23 protein-coding genes and 1 tRNA gene are annotated in these 25,367 nt (G+C 41.3%); 3 read left to right on the top strand and 21 right to left on the bottom strand.

Translation table 11 applies throughout. The features are described from left to right. Position 1: 1 nt before the first annotated feature. The 13 genes from fabD to ACK8P8_RS10935 form a co-directional block, all read right to left on the bottom strand. Positions 2-931 carry an ACP S-malonyltransferase gene (gene fabD / locus ACK8P8_RS10995; protein ID WP_186977558.1) on the bottom strand — a complete coding sequence of 310 codons (930 nt, stop codon included), beginning with the start codon at positions 929-931 and terminating at the stop codon, positions 2-4. Between the two features lie 7 nt (positions 932-938). Then, the gene (locus ACK8P8_RS10990) at positions 939-1,976 is read right to left on the bottom strand and encodes a ketoacyl-ACP synthase III (protein ID WP_227217318.1); all 1,038 of its coding nucleotides are present in this window, start codon (positions 1,974-1,976) and stop codon (positions 939-941) included. Positions 1,977-2,002: 26 nt separating this feature from the next. Continuing rightward, on the bottom strand, positions 2,003-2,737 hold the full coding sequence (locus tag ACK8P8_RS10985; protein ID WP_186977560.1) for an SDR family NAD(P)-dependent oxidoreductase: 735 nt from the start codon (positions 2,735-2,737) through the stop codon (positions 2,003-2,005). Between the two features lie 64 nt (positions 2,738-2,801). After that, entirely contained in the window at positions 2,802-3,944 is a 1,143-nt protein-coding gene (locus ACK8P8_RS10980; RefSeq protein ID WP_369860450.1) for a hypothetical protein, read from the bottom strand. A gap of 4 nt (positions 3,945-3,948) precedes the next feature. Then, positions 3,949-5,007: a serine hydrolase domain-containing protein gene (locus ACK8P8_RS10975; RefSeq protein WP_176554840.1), complete on the bottom strand. Its 1,059-nt coding sequence runs from the start codon at positions 5,005-5,007 to the stop codon at positions 3,949-3,951. Between the two features lie 107 nt (positions 5,008-5,114). After that, entirely contained in the window at positions 5,115-5,729 is a 615-nt protein-coding gene (locus ACK8P8_RS10970; RefSeq protein ID WP_369860449.1) for a GNAT family N-acetyltransferase, read from the bottom strand. After that, entirely contained in the window at positions 5,729-6,688 is a 960-nt protein-coding gene (locus ACK8P8_RS10965; RefSeq protein WP_369860448.1) for a hypothetical protein, read from the bottom strand. The genes ACK8P8_RS10970 and ACK8P8_RS10965 overlap by 1 nt, the downstream gene beginning before the upstream one ends. Beyond that, positions 6,681-7,877, bottom strand: a complete 1,197-nt coding sequence (locus ACK8P8_RS10960) for an ATP-grasp domain-containing protein (RefSeq protein WP_369860447.1) — start codon at positions 7,875-7,877, stop codon at positions 6,681-6,683. Before ACK8P8_RS10960 ends, ACK8P8_RS10965 begins: the two co-directional genes overlap by 8 nt. Beyond that, positions 7,874-8,989, bottom strand: a complete 1,116-nt coding sequence (locus ACK8P8_RS10955; RefSeq protein WP_227217323.1) for a DegT/DnrJ/EryC1/StrS family aminotransferase — start codon at positions 8,987-8,989, stop codon at positions 7,874-7,876. Before ACK8P8_RS10955 ends, ACK8P8_RS10960 begins: the two co-directional genes overlap by 4 nt. After that, complete coding sequence (locus ACK8P8_RS10950) at positions 8,979-10,433, bottom strand: lipopolysaccharide biosynthesis protein (RefSeq protein WP_410025874.1); 1,455 nt, start codon at positions 10,431-10,433, stop codon at positions 8,979-8,981. Before ACK8P8_RS10950 ends, ACK8P8_RS10955 begins: the two co-directional genes overlap by 11 nt. Before the next feature lie 3 nt (positions 10,434-10,436). Then, the gene (gene rfbA / locus ACK8P8_RS10945; RefSeq protein ID WP_099289768.1) at positions 10,437-11,324 is read right to left on the bottom strand and encodes a glucose-1-phosphate thymidylyltransferase RfbA; all 888 of its coding nucleotides are present in this window, start codon (positions 11,322-11,324) and stop codon (positions 10,437-10,439) included. Between the two features lie 12 nt (positions 11,325-11,336). Continuing rightward, the gene (locus ACK8P8_RS10940) at positions 11,337-12,029 is read right to left on the bottom strand and encodes a hypothetical protein (protein WP_369860445.1); all 693 of its coding nucleotides are present in this window, start codon (positions 12,027-12,029) and stop codon (positions 11,337-11,339) included. Between the two features lie 9 nt (positions 12,030-12,038). After that, entirely contained in the window at positions 12,039-12,671 is a 633-nt protein-coding gene (locus ACK8P8_RS10935; RefSeq protein ID WP_369860444.1) for a UpxY family transcription antiterminator, read from the bottom strand. A 466-nt stretch (positions 12,672-13,137) separates the two neighbouring features. On the opposite strand from ACK8P8_RS10935, the gene ACK8P8_RS10930 reads away from it, so the two are divergent. Beyond that, positions 13,138-14,838, top strand: coding sequence for an outer membrane beta-barrel family protein (locus ACK8P8_RS10930; RefSeq protein WP_227217326.1), 1,701 nt, complete (start codon positions 13,138-13,140; stop codon positions 14,836-14,838). A 75-nt stretch (positions 14,839-14,913) separates the two neighbouring features. Here ACK8P8_RS10930 and ACK8P8_RS10925 read toward each other — a convergent pair whose 3' ends face one another. Both ACK8P8_RS10925 and ACK8P8_RS10920 read right to left on the bottom strand, forming a co-directional pair. Continuing rightward, on the bottom strand, positions 14,914-15,759 hold the full coding sequence (locus ACK8P8_RS10925; protein ID WP_099289765.1) for a 3-hydroxybutyryl-CoA dehydrogenase: 846 nt from the start codon (positions 15,757-15,759) through the stop codon (positions 14,914-14,916). 38 nt (positions 15,760-15,797) lie between these two features. Then, the gene (locus ACK8P8_RS10920; RefSeq protein WP_099289764.1) at positions 15,798-16,577 is read right to left on the bottom strand and encodes a short-chain-enoyl-CoA hydratase; all 780 of its coding nucleotides are present in this window, start codon (positions 16,575-16,577) and stop codon (positions 15,798-15,800) included. 103 nt (positions 16,578-16,680) lie between these two features. Between ACK8P8_RS10920 and ACK8P8_RS10915 the strand changes: the two genes are divergently transcribed. Next, complete coding sequence (locus ACK8P8_RS10915) at positions 16,681-17,277, top strand: MarC family protein (protein ID WP_099289763.1); 597 nt, start codon at positions 16,681-16,683, stop codon at positions 17,275-17,277. Positions 17,278-17,327: 50 nt separating this feature from the next. Here ACK8P8_RS10915 and ACK8P8_RS10910 read toward each other — a convergent pair whose 3' ends face one another. The 5 genes from ACK8P8_RS10910 to ACK8P8_RS10890 form a co-directional block, all read right to left on the bottom strand. Beyond that, on the bottom strand, positions 17,328-17,978 hold the full coding sequence (locus ACK8P8_RS10910; protein WP_099289762.1) for a tetratricopeptide repeat protein: 651 nt from the start codon (positions 17,976-17,978) through the stop codon (positions 17,328-17,330). Positions 17,979-18,168: 190 nt separating this feature from the next. Continuing rightward, positions 18,169-19,524, bottom strand: a complete 1,356-nt coding sequence (locus tag ACK8P8_RS10905; protein WP_369860443.1) for a putative porin — start codon at positions 19,522-19,524, stop codon at positions 18,169-18,171. Between the two features lie 24 nt (positions 19,525-19,548). Next, positions 19,549-20,970, bottom strand: coding sequence for a glycerophosphodiester phosphodiesterase family protein (locus ACK8P8_RS10900; protein WP_369860442.1), 1,422 nt, complete (start codon positions 20,968-20,970; stop codon positions 19,549-19,551). A gap of 21 nt (positions 20,971-20,991) precedes the next feature. Further along, positions 20,992-22,338 (bottom strand): phosphoglycerate transporter protein PgtP, encoded by a 1,347-nt coding sequence (pgtP, locus tag ACK8P8_RS10895; protein WP_369860441.1) that lies wholly within the window; start codon positions 22,336-22,338, stop codon positions 20,992-20,994. Positions 22,339-22,386: 48 nt separating this feature from the next. Next, the gene (locus tag ACK8P8_RS10890; protein ID WP_369860440.1) at positions 22,387-23,964 is read right to left on the bottom strand and encodes a glycerol-3-phosphate dehydrogenase/oxidase; all 1,578 of its coding nucleotides are present in this window, start codon (positions 23,962-23,964) and stop codon (positions 22,387-22,389) included. A gap of 345 nt (positions 23,965-24,309) precedes the next feature. On the opposite strand from ACK8P8_RS10890, the gene ACK8P8_RS10885 reads away from it, so the two are divergent. Continuing rightward, a complete protein-coding gene (locus tag ACK8P8_RS10885; protein WP_410025873.1) occupies positions 24,310-25,083 on the top strand; it encodes a DeoR/GlpR family DNA-binding transcription regulator in 774 nt (257 codons plus the stop codon). Between the two features lie 117 nt (positions 25,084-25,200). Here the strand turns inward: ACK8P8_RS10885 and ACK8P8_RS10880 are convergent. After that, positions 25,201-25,274: transfer RNA gene (locus ACK8P8_RS10880), tRNA-Met, on the bottom strand. Positions 25,275-25,367 lie beyond the last annotated feature (93 nt).

Below are 25,367 nucleotides of genomic sequence, written 5' to 3'. Positions count from 1 at the left end.
ATTAATGAATACTTAATGGCTGGTAGGATTCATACAAGGGAAGCGTCCAAATCGAACATACACGCTTATCCGGGTACATACGGGCTACAATTTTTTGCAAAGTATCGTCCGGACCCACTTCATAAAAATCCATTGCCCCCTCTTTTGCCAAGTTATGCACCATTTGAGTCCATAACACGGGATGCGTAATGTGTTCTATCAGATTATCTTTTATCCGTTCGGGTTCCGAATGTAATAGCCCGTCCACACATTGACAAACAGGAACAAAAGGTGTATGAAAAGTTGTTTTATCAATATGTTCTTTTAATTCCAAACGAGCTTCTTTCATATACGGGGTATGAAAACTACCACCGATCATTAATGGAACTGCCTTTTTGGCTCCTTCTGCCATAAAAGCCTTACAAGCTAATCGAATACCTTTTTTTGAACCGGAAATAACAACTTGTCCCGGTCCATTATAATTGGCAAAATAAATCGGCTCTCCGGTTTCATCCCAAATTTCTTTAATCCTTCGGGCTATATATTCATCGGGAAGTCCGATAACTGCCCCCATAGCTGTTTTTACTGTTTCGCAAGCCTTTTGAGCAATCAACGCCCTATGCAATACCAAATTCAATCCATCTTCAAAACTAATAGTGCCGTTTACAACAAGAGCGGCAAACTCTCCCAACGAATGTCCGGCAACCAGATCCGGCTTCAGTTCTTCCTGAGCTAAAGCCAATGCAACTTCATACAAGAAAACTGCAGGTTGTGTATTTCGAGTTTCCATCAACTCCAACTCTGTACCATAAAACATGACATCAGTTATCCTTCTCCCCAACAAATCGTTTGCTCTTTCAAAAATATCTCTAGCTTTAGAAAAACGGTCATACAATTCCTTTCCCATTCCTTCGTGCTGGCATCCTTGCCCCGGAAACATGAAAACTTTCATATAAAAATTATCTCAAATCTTGGTTAATCGGTTTGTAAATATTCGTTTCCGACAGATCACAAGCGGCACTTCCCCATGATAATCCGACACCATAGGCCGCCAACACGACCTTGTGCCACTGACGTGTATCCGGTTTTGTTATTCCATTCGCGTAATCGGTCAACACCAAAGGAACTGTCGTAGGTCCGGTATTCCCATAATTCTTAATATTAAAAGGAGCTTTTTCTTGATCAAGTTTCATCTTCTTCTTCATAAAATCCAATGTAAACTTAGTCGCTTGATGCAAAGCGTAAAAATCTACTTCATCCTTATCCCATTCCATAAATTCCAGCATCGTTTTAATACTTTTGGTACCACACGATACTATAAACGCAAAAACATCATCCCCTTTATTGGCATTCTTACTATAATCCAATTTCCCCACGTTATCCGGCCAATGACGGAAACCACCATTAACATTTATCACGGTATTGGCTCCCGCTCCATTGGAACATAAATGGAAACCGATTGAAGAATTACCTTCTGAAATTAACGTTGCCGAACCGCAATCGCCAAAAACCATCCTTGCCCCGAGATTACTCGGATTCAATATCTTTGTATTCGTATCTCCGGCCATTAGCAACACGTTTTTACATGCCCCGGAATGAATCATGGATGCCGCTTGAAATAAGCCATACAAATATCCGGAACACCCGTAGGATATGTCAAAGCAAATGGTTTCCTGCGATAATCCGAGTTTATGCTGTAGAACCACAGAGGTAGCCGGATATAAATAATCAAAGGTTTGAGAAACAAACACAACTCCATCAATTATATCCCGATCGATTTTTTCATTTTTTATCAAAAGTTCGGCGGCTTCAAAGCATAAGTCCGAGGTCGTTTGATTCTGTCCCGCCACGTGCACCCGGACAACACCCGTCGTTTTCTTTACATTATCAATCTCCTTCTCCTCGTACTCGCCTTTCAAGGAATCCATTTCAAACGTCTTCTCCGGAAGACAAGTTGCCACAGCCTTGATCTTTACATTCTTTATCAATACTTTCATTACACTATATATTTACATGTAAGTAATTAACTAATTGCCTGTCCTCCGTCAATAATCAAGTCGGTACCGGTAATCCATCTACCGGCATCGGAAAGTAAATAGATACATCCATAAGCAATATCATCAGGAGTTCCAAAACCTAACGGAATCATAGCAGCCTGTTTGGCCATATCCTCTTCGGAGAAATTACTCTCAGATTTTGTACGAATAATACCCGGATGAATACAATTTACACGTATACTTTTAACTCCGCATTCCAAAGCCATTACTTTCGCAAAAGAATTTATCGCACCTTTAGAAGCCGAATACAGCGAATTTCCTTTATAAGGCTTTAACGAAGCCACCGATGAAATAAATATAACTGATGCACCTTTATTAATCTTGTTTTGACGCAGTAAATATTGAAGCAAAGTGATATTAGAAAAAGTGTTTGTTTTAAATACCTCTTCTACGCCGGCTCGTGAATTATATTTTACAGGTGACGTTTTTACCATTCCTGCACACAAAACAACTCCATCAAGCGGGGGAAGAGAAGACACTAATGCAACAATCTCTTTTTCATCAGATAAATCACAAATAAACTTTAATTTATTATCACCCTCCAGTGCTTGATAAACATTATTCAAACGATCTTCATTCCGTCCTATGACAATGGAAGAGCACCCCGCTTCAGAACAGCGCAAAGCAATTTGTTTCCCAATACCGGAAGAAGCCCCAGTGACCAGTACGGTCTTAGTATTCAACAAAAATTCCGAATTCATTTTTTATTTTTTTAATATCAATTTACACGAATGAACCGCTTATATCTTTCATTCAATTCATCAACTACTCATTAAAAAAAGACGGCATAAATTGATCATGAAGGATTCTATTTTTGATACTACATTCTTTATTATGTTTCTGTTCTTCTACCGTTAACGGTTTTAAATCCTCCATCGAGTGCAAATCATTCTCAAACGAAAAAAGGATATAACCCTTCTCTTTGTAATACTGCAAAAGATTATTATTTTCTCGTAGAAAAACTTTTACACCATTGCGAAGTAAAGTAGATATATTGCCAGAAGCTTCTTGCCTCCTTGCCCCAAATACAGCAACCTCCACGGAAGTAATCAATGCAAAATATTCATCCCGCGGCATATATTCAAATATCGGTTGAAATTGACTGGCAAATAACTTCTTTCCTATTTTTAAAACGTGATTTCTTACTCGAGGGCTGCCATAAGAAAGTGGTACTATTTTTTTATAACTATTTTTTGCATCCAAACTAGCTATTTTGTTCATTATAGTACAATGATTTCCTGTATTAGAAGCTTGATGATTAATCATTATCGTTCTCGAGCTTCTGGCAGGCAATTTTTCTCCATGCCCCGGTTCCTCTTGTCCGGTATAAGCCGCATATGCAAAAAATTTATATTTTATATCAGTATGAAAATAAGATTGTAATAATTCATAATCTTTATAATTCCAAAAACAAAAGTAATCTACCATAGGTAAAAACTTTTTCAATAGATCTGCGAATACCTTTTTCCCATACCATATCCGTTTTACGAAATAACTATATCGATTCGAAGAATAATAGGTTTGTAACAAAAATGGATTTACACCCCCATCCACGAGTTTATATTTCCCTAATTGCCCTAACGCAAAATAAAGTTCATATCCCCAAAAAATCCAATAAACTTTAAATTCACCATGTTTCTTTAAATATTGAAGACAATCCACGAAACTTGGTTTTATGCCATGTATAATAATTTTATCAATATGATGTTCAATACACAATTGATGAACTTTAGGAAAATCCTCTTCCTCCAAGGGAATACCCAGTAAACGTTCATCGTCTTGTAACATTTGAAAATCCTTTTTTTCCTTATTTACGATAAACAGATTTTGTCCCGGGTAATACTTCTCGAATACTTTCAGGCTATTATTTATAAAATTACCATCAAAACACAAATGTAATATACCCATATATTTAGTTCTTCCTTATAAAATTATCGTATAAACAATTTATCACTCTCTTGTGAAGATCTTGATAACCATCCGCGGATTCCGAAATACAGCCATTCGTAATAACGACAAAACCATATTTTTTCTCCGGTTGGAAGATCATCGCACTAAATAACCCATAAGCTCCACCGGTTTGCCCGCACAATATTTCTCCGGAAATAAGTCCTTTATATTCCCTAAATGAAAGAGCATACCCGGATTCCGGTGTAACCACCTGTCGTATAAGCTTCTCACTTTTTTTGGTAATAATCCGACTATTATTATCCCTGCCTCTTTGGATATGCATAATCATATACTTCGCCAAATCTTCAGCCGATATTTTCATACCACCGGTCGGGGATAAAAGAGGAGTATAGGAAGCCAACCTGTAATTATTCAAATAATCTTTATATGATTTATACGCTTCAGGCATCAAATTGAAACGTTTTGTGCTTGCATTATATTTATACAATGGGACAAGTAAATTACTATCTAATTGCTCCACGTTAAAACTACAATTAAGATTTAACGGCCCTGTTACATACTTTTCTATATAGACATCAAATCGTTCTCCGGATATTTTCTCAATAATGGCTCCTAACAAGTTATAATTGTAATTACAATACTGATATCCCTCTCCCGGGGCATAATCATTATAGCACGATTGATAATTTTTCCCTTTTCGGGGGCTTATGTGATCAAAAGAATGGTATCCCTGACTATCGTTTATACTCGAACGATGGGATAATAACATTTTTACAGTTATCGGGATTTCCGGGTACTTCGGATTGGACACCTTGAAATTCAAATAACGATTTATATCATCATTCAACGCTAACTGACCTTTTTCGATCAACTGAAAAATAGCCGTAGCCACAAACGTTTTTGAGATTGAGGCAATTCTAAAGATATACCCGTTTCGTAACGGTTCTTTACCATTTCCATTGGACGTATCAATTGACTTATAACCCAAAGATTCATTATACACGATTTGCCCTTTATCCACCACAACAACAGACAAACCGATAGCGTGTAATTCTTCCATGATTTTTTTTAGCTCGGTTTGCACCTTGGTATCCTTGTCCGTGGCAATAGAATGATTACCCCAAAAACCAAGCCAAAATATCAATAAAAAACTTCCGATGAAATGCATTACTTGTTTCTCAACCGTTTTCTTACAATTTCTATCTGCCGTGCAAAAGCTCTCAAACTATATTGTCCTTCCTCCAACAAACGGTAGTAATCTTCGCGTAATAAAGAAAACATGAATTGGTCATGATAAGTTCCGTTTTTATACACGGCCTGCCTTTTTATACCTTCTAATTGAAACCCACAGGCTTCGATCATGATTCTGGATGTTTTATGTTCCGCGAGGCAGGCTGCAGTAAAACGATTCATGTTCAAGTGATCAAATACCAATTCTCGAATAAGTCTCCCTACCTCATGTCTTATTTCTCCGTCCCGGTATTGCTTATCTCCAATAACAACCCCACCCCCGTGAGCACATCGACTCACGTAATCAATATCATTAACGGATGCATAACCAACCATCCGACGACTTTCATCATTCAGACAAACAGACAGATAAATCTCTTTGGTGTTATTCATCATCTTTTGTCTAACCCACTCTCTCTCCATTTCTAAAGAAACATACCGAAAATTACCGGAAAGAAGTTTCTGCATTTCCGGATCATTTCTCCATTGATTTATTAAAATATAATCTTCGGGCTCGAATCCCCTTAAAAATATTTTATTCTCTTCCATCATTAATTATTTATTACATTCAAAATACGCTCCATGTCACAACTGCCGTACCGCTGGTCAATGGGCAAAGGCAATATATCATCAGCCAAACGACACTCCAACGCATCGGAAGCACACCATTGAAACACATTCGGCCAATAGGTGGCTACATATATTTTATCAACTATCAACTTCTTTCTTATATCAGCACCTTCCCTCACGCGATAAGGATATACCATAGGACAGGAAAAGGATATGTTCAAATCCAATAGATTGGAAGTACCTAAATGTTTATGCAAATACGCGAAGTTCTTCAGTCTGCGCTCTCTAACTTGAATAAAATCAATGTTTGAAAGTAATGCACGAGTCAACAAAGACATTTCCCTCACAGGTTGCATCACAAGTTGGCCACTGTTTGCTCTAAAATCAATATACCCGTCTGACGCTGGTTCATCATAGCGTCTTAAAAGATGTCCGCATCGACAATAAGATTTATCCAACTCGTAAACTTGCCTCTCCAATGGCAAATCTTCATAAGCAATACCCCCATCAGGTATTCCGACAAACTTCCGGGGACTATACAGGGTTGATACACCTTTGATAACCTCCGCATACAAAGCCTGAGCATTATCCACGACCAGTTGACTCCCGTATTGTTCTGAAAGATAATGGACATACCTATCTTTCACGCCGAAATAATTTGTATAAAGAATATATTCCCCCTGTTGCAATTCTATTAACTTCTGAAGTTCCAGTTGCTCGTCAATCGAATAAAAAGAATAAGGCAGATTCAATTTCACAAGAGGCTCCAAGACGGTATCGCACGTGTAATATGGTATCCACAAACGACTGATATTCCCTTTTGCCCGAAGTATATACTCCAAAGCATTTCTTCCGGAATTCAACAATACCCCGTTATCATGCATAAAACTGCCTTTATTCGACAATTCCAGCTGAAAATATCCCCCGATTTCTTTATGCATTTCCTTGCTCTATCATTACTTCAACATAAGTCGACGGTGTTTCAAAAAAAGCATCCATATCCTCCCGGGTATCAAACTCCAACAACAATATTCCGATTGTTTGGTTGGAACCTAAAAAAACATCTATTTTATCTCCCTCGTTCAGGAATATATAGGAATTATTCACTCTTCCTTTAAAATGTCCGGATAAGCAATATCCTTTATATATCCCGGGGATATGACTATGCAGCGCGTAATAAGCAAAAACATGCTCATTAGAACCGGGCGTTACAGGAATCGTGTTTCCCAAAGAAGCCTCGACAGCCAAGGCGACCATATTCACGCCGGTATAATTTTGTATTACTTCCGGGATGCAATTTCCCCCGTTGCGAGGACCAAGCTCCATAAGATAAACATGAGCGTTTTTATCGACCATCACTTCAAGATTAAAGGATAAATTTTTTAAACCGGAAAGCTGAATCGCCCGCTCGATGTCATCCGTAATATTCTTTTTCAAAACGGAAGATAGTAAAGAAGGAAATTTCATCCCGCAGGGGACATAGCCATTAATACTGTCATCTACCACCTGATCTCCATAACATACAAAATCCAACCGGGAAGTACCAAAAAAACCATCTCCCCCGATCTGGGGTCCGACTTTTTCAATATATTCTTCTATCAACACAATTTTAAGCCTAGAATACGACAGAGCATAGTGAAAAGCCCCCGCAAGCTCATTCTTATCCGAAACTTTAGAAATTCCTTTACTACCGGACGAATCAACCGGTTTTATCATGACCGGGAACCTCCATTCATCTGTATTCACTTCTCGAACATCAAGATAAGGTTTTGCTTTCGGGACACGGAAACCGTTTTTTCTTAAAAACTCCCTCCACAAATGCTTTTCCCCTAAAAGTACAATCTTATCATACGGATTTCCCGGCAGGCCTAATTTTTCACTGACATAGGCTGCCGTGGGAGCTGCCGGGTCTGAAGCGAAACAAAGAATCCCATCCACATGAAGAGAGCGAGCCAATTCCAAAACTTTCTCTTTATCAGTAGTACTTACATTATAATATTCGTCAGCCCATTTATGCCCCGGATTACCCGGTAAATAATCGCAGGTTATAACATGATAACCTTGTGATTTAGCGTATTTAATAGCCGGTACTTGAAAATATGTACCACCAAGAATCAACAACTTTTTCATTGACCGGATTGAATACAATTCAAGATCTTATCAATATCATTCTCCGTTAACCCGTAATACATTGGTAAACAGATGACACTATCCGCCATTTTCACCGCAACAGGAAGATGCACCGGGTTGGCGGATTCCAATCCCCGGTAAGTAGAAAACTCCGTGATCAACGGATAAAAATAGCGACGCCCCAAGATATTCCATTCTTTCATTCTGAAATAAAGTTCATCGCGAGTCATCCCGTATTCCTCGGCATCAATAAAAATCGGGAAATAAGAATAATTATGGCGGATTCCCGGCATATCTTCCATGACACGGATACCCTTTATATTCCGGAGTCCTTCCCGATATTTTACAGCCACCTGCTTCCGACCTTCGATCGCGGCATCCACTTGTTTTAGATTTAACAAACCGTAAGCACTCCTCACCTCGTCCATTTTTCCGTTAATACCGGGCGCCACGATAGTCACCTCATCCGCGAAACCGAAGTTTTTCAAATAATCAATCCTCTTTTTGGTCTTTTCGTCGTGATACACCAAAGCCCCGCCTTCTATCGTGTTATAAACTTTAGTCGCGTGAAAACTCAACGTGGACATATCTCCGGCATTCAAAATAGATTTTCCGTTTACCTCCACACCAAAAGCATGGGCGGCATCATAAATCACTTTCAACCCGTAAGTATCGGCTATTGCTTGAATACGTCCCGTGTCACAAGGTTTTCCGTACACGTGGACAGGCATAATTGCCGTGGTTTTAGGAGTTATTGCCGCCTCGATTTTATCCGGATCAAGATTGCAGGTTTCGGGATCAATATCCACGAATACCGGTTTGATACCATTCCACCACAAAGAATGTGTCGTGGCGACAAAACTATAAGGAGTGGTAATGACCTCTCCCGTTATTCGTAAAGCCTGCAACGCACACATTAAAGGTAAGGTACCGTTAGTAAACAAACTAATGTAAGGCACTTTTAAATACTCGCATAATGCGGCTTCCAGTTCTTTATGAAAACTCCCGTTATTGGTAATCCACTTTTTATCCCAGATACGTTTCAGTAAATCGTTAAACTCATCAAGATCCGGGAGTAACGGGGAGGTTACTGTAATTTGTTTATCTTCCATTTTTAATTTTTTGTAATGCTGACAAGGCGATCGTTTTTATCTCGATATATTCCTCCCGACGAGTCATCTCGCACAACCCCAAGGCGATACCTGCCCCGATAAATAATTGAAGCGGAAGCAAGAGGAAAGGAGATAACGGAAGGAATGAAACCGCGTAAACAACAACGGCCATTACACCCCCGATGCAAAAAGAAGGATATATATCTTTGATCTGCATTTTCATGGTATAGTTCAAAAACTTACCGGAGTAATAAGCATTTAGATAATAAGCGACAAAACCCGTGATCACGCTCCCCCAAAGCATCCAATAGATACTGATAAAGATACCTAACAGAATAGGTCCGACAGCAATGATCTTCTTTAGAATTTCCAATTTCAGGAATAAGTCTGAACGCCCCTGTACTTGCAACATGTTCAAGTTGATAGCGTGTAAGGGATACAACATCATGTTAAAACATATAATAGGCAGTAAACCTGCCGCGATCAGCCATTTCTCCCCGATTAAAACCAATATCATCGGTTTGGCAATAGCGGCCAATCCCAACATACAAACAAAAGTAATCAACATCGTAACCTTGATCACCCTTTGGTACGCCAACTTCAATCGTTCCTTATCATCTTGAATAGAACTCAACACCGGATAACTCACGCGTTGCACGATGGTAGTCAGGTTACTGGAAAAGATGGCACCAAATTGTTTGGAACGGGTGTACTGTCCTAACATTTGCGCACTATAACATTTCCCGATAACCACTTGAAAAATTTCTTTCCAAGTCGTGTTGATCAGTTCTGATACCAATAATTTCCACCCGAACCCGAATAATTCACGAAAGCTTTGCCACGAGAATTGCAGTTTGGGAAGCCATTTATTATAAAACCAAAGAAAACCGGTGTTCAGTAATTGCCGGGATATCTGTTGCCCGACCAAACTCCATACCCCCATTCCCCCGAATGCCATACTGATTCCGATAATTCCACTCGAGATAGAGGCAATTAAAGAGACTTTAGTCTGCGTCTTGAAGTCAACACGCTTCATTAAGATCGTCTGTTGAATAATAGCAAAAGCATTAATAATCAACACTATTCCCATAACACGGGTTAAGAGAATCAATTCCGAGTTATCAAAAAAACGGCTGATAGCAGGCGAACAAGCAAAAAGAACAAAGAATAATAAAATACTCAACAGCAAGTTAGAAAAAAACACCGTGTTGTAGTCTACATCTTTAGCGTTGTTCTTTCGAATCAAAGCATTAGAAAAACCGCTGTCAACAATACTATTGAACACGGCTATGAATATGGTAATAATACCTATCAAACCGTATTCTTCCGGGGTAAGTAATCTTGCCAATACCAACCCGCCCAGAAACATTATTCCTTGGTTGGCTATATTATCGGCAAAACTCCAAGCTGTACCCTTTATTGTCTTTTGCTTTAATGAAGACATGAACTATCTACCTTTCAGTTCTTCAACGACACGAAGCAGATACTGCCCGTATTGATTTTTTATCATCGGTTGTGCCACATCCCGCATTTGTTCTCGAGTAATCCACCCTTTACGATAGGCAATTGCCTCCAGACAAGCAATTTTCAGTCCTTGGCGTTTTTCGATTACTTCAACAAAAGTAGATGCTTCAGCCAAAGATTCGTGAGTTCCCGTGTCCAGCCAAGCAAACCCTCGTCCCAACAATTGAACTTTCAGTGCGTTATCTTTCAGGAACTCCTGATTAACCGTGGTTATCTCCAATTCTCCACGAGCGGAAGGTTTGATTGTTTTAGCCACCTTCACAACTGAATTAGGATAAAAATACAATCCCACTACCGCGTAATTCGATTTCGGTTCCCGCGGTTTTTCTTCTATGGACAGCACGTTCCCCTCCTTATCAAATTCCGCCACGCCATAACGTTCCGGATCAGAAACCCAATAGCCGAAAACTGTCGCTTTACTTTCTCGTTCTGCCGTCTTCACGGCTTCGGACAAAAGTTTCGTGAAGAAACTACCATAAAATATATTATCTCCCAGTACCAGACAAACAGGATCTTCACCGATAAACTTTTCACCGATAATAAAAGCCTGTGCTAACCCATCCGGACTAGGCTGTTCCGCGTACTCGAAACGTACCCCGTAATCATCCCCATTCCCAAGCAAGCGTTGAAAAGCAGGCAGATCCTGCGGGGTGGAAATAATCAAAATTTCACGTATTCCCGCTAACATCAATACTGATATCGGATAATAGATCATGGGTTTGTCATACACCGGCAACAATTGCTTACTTACCCCTTTGGTAATAGGATATAATCGAGTTCCGGACCCTCCGGCCAATACAATTCCTTTCATTGAAAATAATACTTATGAATTCAAATTCATTTCCTCGTATTCACGAGCAGACAATATATCAAACTGCAATGCCAATGTACAAAGGTCATCGGGCTCTTGCTCTACAATCATCTTATCCAAAAACAACGTATTTTCGTCGGTATTCCTATTACTTCCGACAATATTGTAATAGAAGTCCACGGCACGATTTTTTCTCCATCCTTTTTCCACGTTTATAGTGAATTTCTCCTCCTCCCATTCATGGATGATGTGCCACGCAAATTCCAAATACTTCTCTTCATTCATGAAATAATAACAGCTGCACAACATCCGACACATTTCAGGGGTACGGCAAGTTTCAACTGTTTTGTCCCCGTTTTCCAATGCTCGGAGAATCTCGCAAGCCTCATCCAACGCCTTATTTAGAATATCCATATCCGAATACGTCAAATAAGAATCCATCAAATCCGCCACATGCCCTACCCGTTCTTCCACGGAGATTGAAGTACTTCCCAATTGAAGCGACAAAACATTCGCGATCTCCCGTATACGTTCATGTATTTTCCACCGGGAAACATAACGATCTTCCAGCCAAGGAAAAACACGTACCATCGAATAAACCGCCAAAAAACCATGCAGCAAACACGATAATGAAGACACGGGAAAATCTTTCACACGCGTATTCCATACCTTACGGTATAAATCCTTAAATGCTCTCGTATCCATTTATTATTATTATCCTATTTTCTCTAAGAATGACCCCGGAATATACGAGGTCGCTATTGAAACCACACCTTCCAACCGTACAATGACTCTTTTATGACCTTTGATTCGCAACAGTTCGCCTTCCAATCCCGCTAAAGGTCCTTTGATCACCCGAACCCGATCACCCCGTTTTAATTCTTCATTAATTACTTCCACCGTACTTTCCGAAAAATCAAGTAAAAACATAAAATCATTCATCTGTCTGTCCGGGACAATTAGAGAATGGCGGGTTACAGGGTCTTTAAGATAAACAACATTCACTCCCAACTCATTAATTAATGAAAAAGCGGTTATTTGATCCGTTCGGATAAAAATTAAATGTGGTATTAATATCACTCGTACTCTTTTTTTACCGGCAGACGTCTCTCGAACCTCTTCCCGCATGGCCAGATAGTTCTCTATTCCCAGTCCATCCAACCGCTTCTTGATTGTTAATTCCTGGTTTGTCTTCGTGTAAGCCGCGAACCAAAATATTTTTCGCTCTCTATCTGACATTTTCAAAGTACCCTCTTGCATTAATAGATCATTCATTAAAACCGTTCGGATGCGCTTCGCGCACTGACCTTTTTCATCAGGAATCGACGTTTTTACCATGTGTTCCATATACCATCCTTAAACAGGTACAATATATGAAAACTGTCCTTTTGGGAAATTTCCACTATCCAACCAAGAGTTTTCAATGGCACTATTTACCCATGCATGTTATTTTGTAAATAAAAACAGAACCGCACGTTAATAATTTTCCACAATATCCGCTCTTTTTTGGACACCACAAAAGTATTGGCTGAAGCATGGAAAATGGTGACTTTTCGTAGACATTTACCTCTCTCTCGAAACCTAATACCACAACTACAAATTGAAAAAATACGATTTATGACATTATTATTGAAACATGTGTTGTTTTTGTCGAATCGACAAGTATGCTCAATATTATTTTTCATACACACAAACTCGACATACCGACCTCCCTCTCTAATTTCTAATAAATCCTAAAAATGAACCATTCAACGCAAGGAATCTCGGGGTATTCTTGTCATATTCCTGTTTAAAAACAATAAACCGGATATACATGAAGAAAAAGGGCATTCAACTCATTTTCTCTTTCCTGACATTATGCGTGTGCTCCGAGATTCAAGGACAAGAGGACAGCAAAAAAGCAAAAGGCACATTCAATGGCTCGATCTCGTTGAATTATGATTTCACGAACAACTTCACAGGGAACATCAACTTGGGATACAATCGGAAGAATTGGGATTTATACATGGATTATTCCGGACATTCCGATCGGATTGAAATCAGTAGCGAACTATCACGTTATTTTCATGATAACAAAATATTCCAATCCATCGAAACCGAACAACATCATTTAAGCCATTTGATAAACCTTCAAATTAATCTGCATCCCTCTACCCGTAATTTATTTCTTTGGGACTTCAAGGTACACCTTCCTAAAATCACCACGAATCAGGAGATAGGTGATAATGAACATAACAGGATCGCTTTCGTCCGAAAAACATTTGAAACCTCCTTGGCTTACAAACACATATTCGAACAAGACAGGCAGGAACTGTCACTAAATGGTACTTTCTCGTACACGAAAGATTCCCATCCATCCAAATACCATGTAAATCATAATATTGTCCATGTATCCAACAGCAAAGAAATCCCTCGCTTCGTTCACCTACAAATGGACTACATAGAATCACTATCCGACAAAAGACATTTGGAAACCGGAATCAAATTTTTCTCCCGCTGGAATAAAATAAATTATATCCGCGAGGAATCACCGGAAGAAAATTCAAACCACTCTCCATCCCGTGAGGTTCTAAACCATGATGAATATATCTTTTCGCCTTACCTTTTCTATTCCGATCAAGCGGGTAAACAGTTCCATTATAAAATAGGTCTGCAAGCCGATTACGATGATACAGGACATTTTTACCCGTATCCGTTACTGGCTGTCAGCTACTCGCTTGCAGACAATCAACAATTAGCGTTCCGCTTTACCCGGCAGTCCACACGACCGGACTACACGCAATTAACTCCATCTCTGACATATATCGACCGCGTAACATTCGAACAAGGTAACCCGACATTACGACCGGAAATTATGAATCGGGCGGAAATCAATCACTCGTATTCGGGTAAACAAATACAAGTAAACAGCACCCTCTACTTCAACGCAACCGAAAAATTCATTTCCCCGGTGTACTCGTTCACCCCGGACAACAGCTTACTCCTGAGTTACATGAACGGTATCATACAAAACGAAATCGGATTGGATATAGAAATTCCTTTTGAACCTACCCCGTGGCTAACCGTGCATCCCGCGTTTTCCTTCACACACACGCACTCTTCCGGCAAATCCGGGGATATCGATCTCCACACCAATGCTTTCTGTTGGAACAGCGATTGGAGGATAACTATAATTCCCCGTAAATACATGGAATTCCAAGCTAATTTCCGGTATCGTTCCCCTACAAAAGTTCCACAATTCAAGCTGGAAGAAGACTACTATCTTGATTTATCCGTCCGCCAAGGTTTCTTAGGTGATCGGCTTCAAATAAGCTTTTCCGTCACGGACGTTTTCGACACTTCCGAATGGAATATTCATTCCCTCAAAGGTCAACACTATCTCCAAAACTACAGTAAAGAAGCCACCCACGCCTATTGGATCGGACTGACATTTCATTTCAATTCTTACAAACCGCGACAAATAGTGGACGACCCGCATCCCGTCAAACGCTCTTCCGTTCGTTTGGGACAGTAAAAAAAGCGACGCTTGCTCATCCCGAACAGCGTCGCTTTCATATCACAATTTGCAACCAGCAATTTACAACCCCGATTATTTACGATAATCGTAGAAACCGATTCCGGTCTTGCGTCCTAACTGGTTGGCACGAACCATTTTGCGTAATAACGGATGCGGGCGATATTTAGAATCTTCAAACTCATGGAACAATACCTCCATGATTGCCAGACATACATCCAATCCGATCAAGTCGCCCAAAGCCAAAGGTCCCATCGGGTGATTGGCACCCAGTTTCATGGCCTCGTCAATCTCTTCCTTGGAAGCCACTCCATCGGCGTAAATACTGATTCCCTCGTTAATCATCGGAATCAAGATCCGGTTCACGACGAATCCCGGAGCCTCGTTCGCGCTTACCGGAGTTTTACCGATCTCGGTAGCGATAGCCATCACCTTGTCATGAGTTTCTTGAGAGGTCAATTGTCCCGTGATCACTTCTACCAACTTCATCATTGGCACCGGATTAAAGAAGTGCATCCCGATCACTTTATCCGGACGACTTGTAGCGGCACCGATCTCGGTAATAGAAAGAGAAGAAGTATTCGTCGCGAGAATAGCTTCCGGTTTACAGATAGCATCCAACGTCTTGAATATCTCGAGCTTAGTCGGCATATCCTCGGCAACACCCTCGATTACCAAATCGACATCCTTACAATCCCCGTAATCCATCGTATCTTTGATACGAGCCTTTATCGCCTCTTTCTCCGCGGCTTCCATCTTGCCTTTTTCAACCAATTTGGAAAGACTCTTTTCGATCGTTTTGTGAGCTTTCTCCAAAGATGCTTCCGAGCGACCTTTCAACAGGACATCATGCCCTGCTTGGGCGAAAGTCTGGGCAATGCCATTACCCATCGTACCTGTTCCTACAACGCAAATTTTCATATTATCTAATTCTTTCGTTTATTAAAAAAATATCATTACTATCTTTTCTTAAAATCGGCATTCCTTTTGCCCAAAAATGCTTGCATCCCTTCTTTCTGATCTTCCGTCGAGAAACAAAGCCCGAACAAATCGGCCTCGATTGAGATCCCGGTATCTATATCCGTTTCAATACCCCGGTTTATCGCTTCCTTGGCATAACGAACGGCAAGCGGAGCCTTGGATGCTATCTTTTTCGCCATAGCCATACATTCATCCATCAAGACTTCGGGTGCCACAACTTTATTTACCAATCCGATACGATAAGCTTCTTCCGCAACAATAACGTCTGCCGTGTAGATCAACTCCTTTGCCTTACCGATCCCCACTATACGAGCCAGACGTTGAGTCCCCGAGAAGCCGGGAGTAATACCCAAACCGACCTCCGGTTGTCCGAATTTCGCTTTCACAGAGGCAACACGGATATCACAAGCCATTGCCAATTCACAACCGCCACCCAACGCGAAACCGTTCACGGCAGCAATAACAACCTTATCCAACAACTCAATTTTTCTAAAGACGGATGCTCCCAATTCACCGAATGCCTTTCCTTCGATAGCGTTCATCTCACACATTTGTGAAATATCCGCCCCGGCAACAAAGGAACGCCCTTCACCCGTCAGGATTACCACATCAATACTATTATCTTCTTTTATCTCGGCAAAGGCTGCATCCAACTCTTTCAATATAGTAGAGTTAAGCGCATTCAACGCTTCAGGATTATTGATCTTCACCGTGCAGATATTCTCTTGCTTTTCTATGATTAATTTCGTGTAAGCCATAGCTTTTCCGTATTATTATAATTCATTTTGATAACACCGTCCGTTTCCGTATCTTTGCACACAAAATTACAATATTAATTGAGAATAAACCAACCTTTTTGACATGAGTTTTTCAGAGTTTAGCATTCAGGAATTAGCAAGCGCGTTTATGGTACTTTTTGCAGTCATCGATATCACGGGCACAGTCCCCATTATCATTGACATTCAAAAAAACGGACACAAAATAAGTGCCATGAAAGCCGCATTGGCATCCTTTGCCATACTAATCGCGTTCCTGTATGTCGGCGACCGCCTGTTAAACTTGTTTAGCGTGGATATATCCTCTTTCGCCGTGGCAGGTTCACTCGTTATCTTTGTGCTTGCCGTGGAAATGATATTCGGTATACCGATCTTCAAAAATGACAGTCCTTCCGGTACTGCCTCCATTGTCCCTCTGGTCTTCCCGTTAATCGTGGGTGCCGGTACACTTACCACGTTGCTATCGTTACGTGCCGAGTATCATATTATTAACATTATTATAGCCTTAACGCTAAACATTATTGTTGTCTATTTCGTATTAAAGAATGTCACGCTGGTCGAGAAAGTATTCGGGAAAGGCGGAGTATACATACTACGCAAATTCTTGGGGATTATTCTTCTGGCAATTTCCGTGAAACTTTTCACCAGCAATCTCACATCACTAATCGATATTTTTAAATAACAAAGGGGCTGAATGCCCCTTTATGTTATACATGTAACCTGCAACAATCGCTATCTGCAATAGCGATTAATATACGCATTCACGCTGGTAACGCCTAAACTTTTTGCCTTCCGCCAATCAACACATGCCTCTTTCCGTTTACCCGTTTGGAAATAAGCAATGCCCCGGTTAGCGTAAATAGCCCCGTTGTCCTTGTTCAGTTTTAACGAATACGTGTAATCCGGAATAGCCTTGGCAAACTCGTTCTGTTTCAGATAGCAATTTCCCCGGTTCAAATAATAGGCGTATACCAATTCGTAATCCTCACCGTTCTTTTTCGAATAGTCAATTGCCAGAGAATACTCTTTCACCGCTTCCGTGTACTTTTTTTGATTTTGGTAAAGGTTCCCCAGATAATAACATAATTCATCGTCTTCCTCGAAAATTTTCTTTGCCTTAATCAAATAATCTTTCAATAAAGAAATCTGATTCGTGTGCGAACAGGCTACATTCAGTGATAAATAAACTTCCCTTAGCTTAGGATTCAAGCGATTTGCCGCTATTAACTTTTGCACGGCATCTTGATAATCCCCGTTTTCGATGTCTTTATTCGCTTCCTGCAACAACTCGATAGGCTTATTAATCGCACTTACATCAACTTGCCCCACCGCAAACTTTGCCACAGAAACCAACGCCACCAAGAGTAAAGTAATTCTTCTCATAGTTTTCCCGCTAAATTATAGATTAGTGTTTTGTGTGTATCAAAAGTCAAAAATAATAAAACGGAATTAAAAATGCAAGAGAAGAATTTAGTTTGTAAAGTTCATGAAATTTATAAAGTTCATAAAGTATGTCAAAAATAACATACCTTATGAACTTTAAATCCCAATGGGACAACTTTATAAACCTGTATTAGAACGATACCATCAAGCGCATCTGCAATTGATGAAAATTCTTATCCAAAGGATAATACACGTTCTTCAAGTTACTGTATTGATATTCACCCATCACCTTCACGTACTGGTTCAACGTGTAGTTAATCCCCACCGTGGCAGTATGCAAACGTCCTCCCCCGATGCTGGTCGAAACAGGCGGATAGTCGGAAACCACCCCGTCCGGATAGAATACATGTTTACCGATCAGAAAGAAATCCCCCTTGTTAATATCATTCAATTCGGTGTAGCTATAGCGGGCAACAACCTCCAAGTCGCCCTTACTGTTACATCCTCCCAGCAAACCGTATTCATCATCGTACTTGTATGCATTTCCGCGAATCAGATATCCCATCTCCGCGTAAGCACCTTGAAATTTAGAACTTCTTATCGGGTTACCCGCTAACCAAGACTCTTGCGTTGTCCAACTCCAAACTCCTCCCAATTGGTTCTCGAAAAGCTCCCGGTCATTTCTATTCTTGTAAATGCGCTTATAAATATACTCCCCTCTAAAAAAGAAATCGTCAGATTTAAACAAAACCTCCGGTCCGAAAGTAATTGTATTCTTTGCCCAAGGTACATCAGCACTCAGGAATTTGGTCGTGGCATCCACGTAGGTCTGCATATTCGACTCCAATTCCATATTCGTCCGGAAAACATTATCGACCACTTCACCCGTGTTCGTTCTGGCATAATGAAAAGAAGCCCCCACGTGTAACGTGATATCCTCGTCATTAATCGGTTTGTACAACCAACGCCCGCTAAGACTCACTCCTTGGAATCCGGAGATTTGATCATTATACTTGTTCTCGGCGAAAATACCTTGATCGGCAAAGAAACTGGCATCGTAATACTTGTAAGTAATACCTAAACCGCGTCCGGCAGATAACGCCATGGCAGGAGCCGCACGGGCAATAAAATGATAATTATACAAGCTGGCGTTCAGACTCATGCTTGACGGTTCATTAAAATATCCCGCTTTCAAACTATGAATCGCGAATGGAGATTCACAGAAATTATACCGCACGAAAATATTCTTTTGGGTAAACTTGCCTTTCGAGAAATCGAAATCGGCATAAAAATAGAATTGTCTATATGTCAACGACGTACGGATACGGGCATCGGTAATCGCCGCACCGGACTTCATCGGGGTGTACTCCGAATGGTAATAAGCGACATCGGCAAACAGGCGGGCTCCCGCGGTAAACCGTAGTCCGTTTTCCTTATTTATATATTGTAACAAGGGATTCGGCACATCCTCGACCTGAGCTTTTACCCCGTTAGATAACATCACGAGGGCGACCAACATCACGGGAAATAATATATATCTTTTCATACTGATCTGTATTTAAATGATGATTTAGTATCCTAACCTTTCTAACACAACTCTCGCATCCACCAAATCCTGTGATGCCGGACTCTTTCTCCATCCCTGCGTAATCATGTAATTGATACTCATGTCAGAGTGATTCGTGAACAACGCATCCAGATAAGGAGCTTTATACTTCCCGTCAATCTCCACGCCGAAATTATACTGGCCGAAATACTTTGCCATTTGGTCATACGTGTCAAAAGAATAAGGATGATTCTTCATTCCCGCTTTATGTATCAGGTAATCCTGCCAAGGATTATTCAACTCCGGGTAATCATTCGGGGCTCCGGCAATACACGGTCCTATAAAATGTGCCTTGTACTTCACGCCCAAGTTGATAAATGAAGCGTATCCCAGCGGATCATCATAAGTCAGATCGGTTGCTCCCGTTCCTTTCCATAACAAGAAACACATCGGAACCTGCCCCATGTAATGTTCGGCTATACGTACCAAACTCTCCAACGAGAAAGTCTGTAAAATCACCTTACCGTTCGTGTTCCCCGTGTTCACCTTACCGTTCACGTAGAAAGGCGTATTCTCCGCCTCCGGTTTGGTAATAATATTCATGTCCAAACGATCCAGCTCCTCGTAAACCAGTTCCTCGAACCCGGTCGGATTCAACCACGGTTCCTTGAACTCGATATAGATACCCGGTCTGTGTCCCGTGTCCTCCGGATCCGCCTCGTACTCGAAAGTATACTTGATCAAATCGGCAGTACCACTCAAACTCTTGATCTTCTCCCCGGTTTTCTGACCTATCGTGAAAACACGTTGTCCGTCGCCATCTCTCTTCAATATTTTCCCACGGGCGAAATTAACAAGGTCCTCCAAGGTAGAGACATACTGGTGTTGCTCCGAGAAACTCGGACGTGCCTGCTCAATACTTGTCTCGTTAAACCACGTTCCGGCATCCAGCATGGACAACTCCTCGTAAGTGTAATAAGCCGGGAGATTCGGTACAAAATTCTTAGCATCCACCCGTGTAAGAGAATCGGCCTCGGCTTCCGTGTACCCGATCTTCCGGTAATACGCTTTCCGTATATCAAACGGCAACGTCTCCCCGAATACGTTTTCGATATTCGTCGTGCGTTTCAGATTATCATCATGCAAAGCAAGCACAACCCCGTCCTTTGACACCTGCATATCACATTCCAAATAATCGGCACCAATCTCTCTTGCCCAGCGATAAGCGGCTTCTGTTTCCTCCGGTGCCCAGAATGTAGATCCCCGGTGTGCAACAACAGCATACTCCGGCACGTAATCCCTAACCTTTATCATGTCCTCCGTGAGATGATCGAGCTCCACCCGATCCACGTCAACATTGATATTGTTGAATTTTTGGTCTTCACACGACATGACGAAAGCTAATAGCCCGCATGCCATTGCTGCATAAAAAAACTTTTTGATCATAGTTTTTGAATTTTAGAGCGGTTAATGTTTGTTTTCTCCTTTCACTAAATATTGTTCCTCTTTCACGGTAAATGCGGTGAATACAAATGCAAGGGCACAAGCAACCAACAGGATGATAAAACTCCAATCCCATCCAAGGTTTTCAACCACGTACCCCATCATAATATTCGCCAAAAGCGCCGTTCCAAAAAAATACCCGAAAAATCCGGTCAACCCGGCAGCTGTTCCGGCAGCTTTCTTGGGGGCCAGATCGAGAGCGTGTACTCCGATCAACATCACGGGACCATAAATCAAGAACCCGATAGCAATCAATGAAATACTATCCATTACAAGATTATGATCCGTTTTCCAGTATATAAACACGAATAAAGCTACTAATACCATATAAGTCATCGTGGTAAGCGCACGCCGTCCCTTGAACAGATAATCACTCACGATACCACAAATGATCGTTCCGGGAATAGCCGCAATCTCGTAAGCCGAATAAATCCAACCTACCGCACCGCTATCATACCCCTTCACATCCTTCAAGTAGGTCGGGGCCCAGTCCAAAACCCCGTAACGCACCAGATAAATAAAAGCATTGGCAATCGCGATATACCACAATATCTTATTATTCAACACGTACTTGAAAAATATCTCTTTCGCCGTCAACTCTTCCTCCGACTTGGCACTATAATTCTTCGGGTAATCATTACGATACTCCTCGATAGGCGGTAATCCTTCCGATTGCGGGGTATCCCGGATAAGCCAGAAAGAAATTACCACGATAACAAGAGCGACCACTGCCGGGAAAACAAACGTGGCGGTCTGCCATGAACCGAACCATACCAACCCCAGCGAGAACATGATACCAACCAAACTTCCTCCCACGTTATGCGCCACGTTCCAGATCGACATCTTCGTTCCCCGTTCGTTATGTGAAAACCAGTGCGTCATCACGCGCCCACTCGGGGGCCAGCCCATTCCTTGAAACCAACCGATCAAGAACTGCGTGACAAACATCATCACAATAGAAGATATTCCGGCACTCGTCCCCAAGAATAAGGTAACAAAAGCCGACAACAATAATCCTAACGGCAAAAATTTGCGGGCACTACTCCGGTCAGAAACCCCTCCCATCAAAAACTTCGATATGCCATAAGCAATAGCATTTGCCGAAAGCGCCACTCCCAAATCTCCTTTGTCAAATCCCAGCTCCTGCAAATAAGGCATTGCCAGCGTAAAATTCTTTCTAACAAGATAGTAACCCGCATAACCGATAAAAATCCCGAGGAAGACTTGCAATCGCAATCGTTTGTATGTCGGATCGATCTTCTCCTTGGGCAATAAAGGCTTGTGGGGTTCAGGTTTTAGAAAACTCCACATGTCATCAATTTTTATAAATTATTATTTATACATATACATCAGCTAAGATCAAATAATGATCTTAGCCGCGATATAATTTTCTGCCAATTCCGTGAATTCCTTCACTTCTTCATCTATCCATGTCTGATCCTTCCCAAGTTCCTTGGCCATCACTTCCGCTACTTTCGGGGCTGCTTTAATAGCCTCTTTAGCATCAACGAACAACAAACGAACCCTTCGAGCGAGAACATCCTCGACCTCTCTGGCCATTTCTTTCCGAACGGCCCATACCACTTCGGCAACGGTATAGTCATATTTATCCGACAATTTTTCACCGTATTCCGGATGGTCCGCTATCAATTTCAAAATAGCGTCTTGATCACTTCCGTAAACGTACATATGATCTTTTAGGTTCGGATTCTTCCGATACCCGTGAATATGAAATTTCTGGGTTATACATTTCCTCGGTTCAAGCAATTTGAGAGCTATCGCCTTATCCACCGTGTCCTCTGCCATTCTCCGGTAAGAAGTCCACTTACCTCCCGTGATCGTGACCAGATTATTGTCCGAAACGATAATCTTATGTCCCCGGGAAATCTCTTTCGTGCTTTTTCCCTCGTGCTTCGGCGCAGCCAAAGGACGTTGTCCCGCGAACACGGATTCAATATCGTCATAAGTAGGCGCCGGATCCATGTACAAGGATGCCGTCTTCAAAATAAAATCAATCTCCTCCTTCAACGGCTTCGGCTCAATCTCCGGAGTAGGACGCATGATATCCGTTGTCCCCACAACCACCTTGTCATGCCAAGGCACGGCAAACAGCACACGTCCGTCACTCGTTTTGGGTACCATTATCGCGTAATCACTTTTCAAAAATTTCATATCCAACACAAGATGTACCCCTTGGCTTGGAGTTACCATCTTGCTGTGTCCCGGGGAATCCATCGCCATCAAATCATCCACAAGCACCCCGCAAGCATTGACCACGCTTTTGGCTGCCAGTTGCATTTCTTTACCCGACTCGGTATCCACGAATTTCACCCCGGCAACCTTTCCGTTCTTGTCATGTACGATACCCGATACTCGCGCCTTATTCAACACTACTCCACCATTCTCCACGCAAGTCTGTGCCAGATTTATAGCCATCCGCGAATCATCAAATTGTCCGTCATGATACACGATTCCCCCCTTCAACCCTTTCTTCACGGACGTCGGTAAATACTCCATTACTTTCTTGGAAGAAATAAACCTGCTCCTTCCATACCCGAAACCGAACGAAAGTAAATCATAAAAAGTAAGTCCGCAGAAATAAAGGAAATTATCCCAATACGTATAGTTTGATATTACAAATGCTTGATCTTTTACCAGATGCGGGGCGTTAGCTTTCATTCGCCCTCTTTCCCTCAATGCCTCCAACACTAAAGCAACATCTCCTTTTTGCAGATAACGTACACCCCCGTGTACCAATTTCGTACTCCTGCTTGAAGTACTCTTTGCAAAGTCCGCCATTTCAAGAAGGGCGACACTATATCCCCGTGTTGCGGCATCAACCGCAACACCTAAACCCGTGGCTCCTCCTCCCACTACAACCATATCCCATACCTTCTCGGATTCTTGAAGTTTATTCAACATATCCTCTCGGTTCATAACGCAATTATTTATTTGTTTTACAATTAATTTTAAGTTCAACAACCAATCAATCCTACCTATGAAAGCCCCTCCGTCCTCCTCGTGCCTACACACGGGTGAATCGGAATATTGAAACAACAATCCTTTTTTGTTATTGGTCTACGTCAATTCAATAGATAAGAATTTGACTCCTTTGGTATCGAAATAATTTACGGAATTAGGCTATAAAAGTTTCTTTTTTTTTAGAAATTAGCAATATTCATTTAAAATAAATCACTATCTTAGTCATACCTTTTTGAGGGATGATCTAATATTTAGACGTACACGTAAGTCATTGAGTATATTATTGATAATCGGAATAGGATGAAATCATTATCTTTAAGTGAAAGACATAGCTACATACTTGATCTGTTGCGGCAGCAAGGCTCTGTTGCTGTAATCGATCTTGCCAATCAACTAAAAGTATCTTCAGTAACCATCCGCAAGGATCTCACGTTGCTTGAAGAAAAGAAAATGTTATACCGTACTCACGGAAGTGCGATTTTAATCAATCCTTATATTAATGATCGCCACGTCAATGAAAAAGAAAAATTCTATACCGAAGAAAAACGTCTTATCGGAATGCAAGCGGCTAATCTGATCACCCCGGACGATTCCATTATCATCGCTTCCGGCACAACCATGCACGCTTTAGCTCGCCAAATCGTCCCACAAGGACATCTTACAGTCATCACGGCTGCAATCAATGTAACGCATATACTTGCATGTAATAAAAACATTGATATTATTCAACTAGGAGGTGTAGTGCGTAATCGTTCTGTATCTGCCGTAGGAAGTTACGCGGAAAAAATGCTGGAAAATTTCTCTTGTAGTAAACTATTTATGGGAGTTGATGGTATTGATTTGGAATATGGACTATCTACAACCAATATGATGGAAGCCAACTTGAATCGAATTATGATGAAAGCTGCCCAAAAAACTATCGTCCTTGCTGACTCATCCAAGTTCGGACGCAGGGGCTTTGGAAAAATTTGCGATTTGGATGCAGTTGAACACGTCATTACCGATAGCCACATCCAACCCAAGATTTTGGAAGAGTTAAGAGAACGAGGCTTGGAAGTCACTATCGCAAATTAATCAAATACTTCAAGTATTTATATACTTTTTGAAACACACTCTCAATTTGTAGAAATCTAAAATCATTCAATCTAAAATAAAAAAAGTCTTTCAATACTGAAAGACTTTTTCTCTTCGTAGCGAGAGGCGGGCTTGAACCGCCGACCTCATGATTATGAATCATGCGCTCTAACCAGCTGAGCTACCTCGCCATAAATCACTGAACTTATCCAGTGATTTGGAAATCTGGCATCGACCTACTCTCCCACCTCTCGGCAGTACCATCGGCGCTAACGGGCTTAACT

It is taken from the genome of Butyricimonas muris (assembly GCF_046365375.1).
Classification (GTDB): domain Bacteria; phylum Bacteroidota; class Bacteroidia; order Bacteroidales; family Marinifilaceae; genus Butyricimonas; species Butyricimonas muris.
This window is presented reverse-complemented; position numbering and strand designations above follow the sequence as displayed.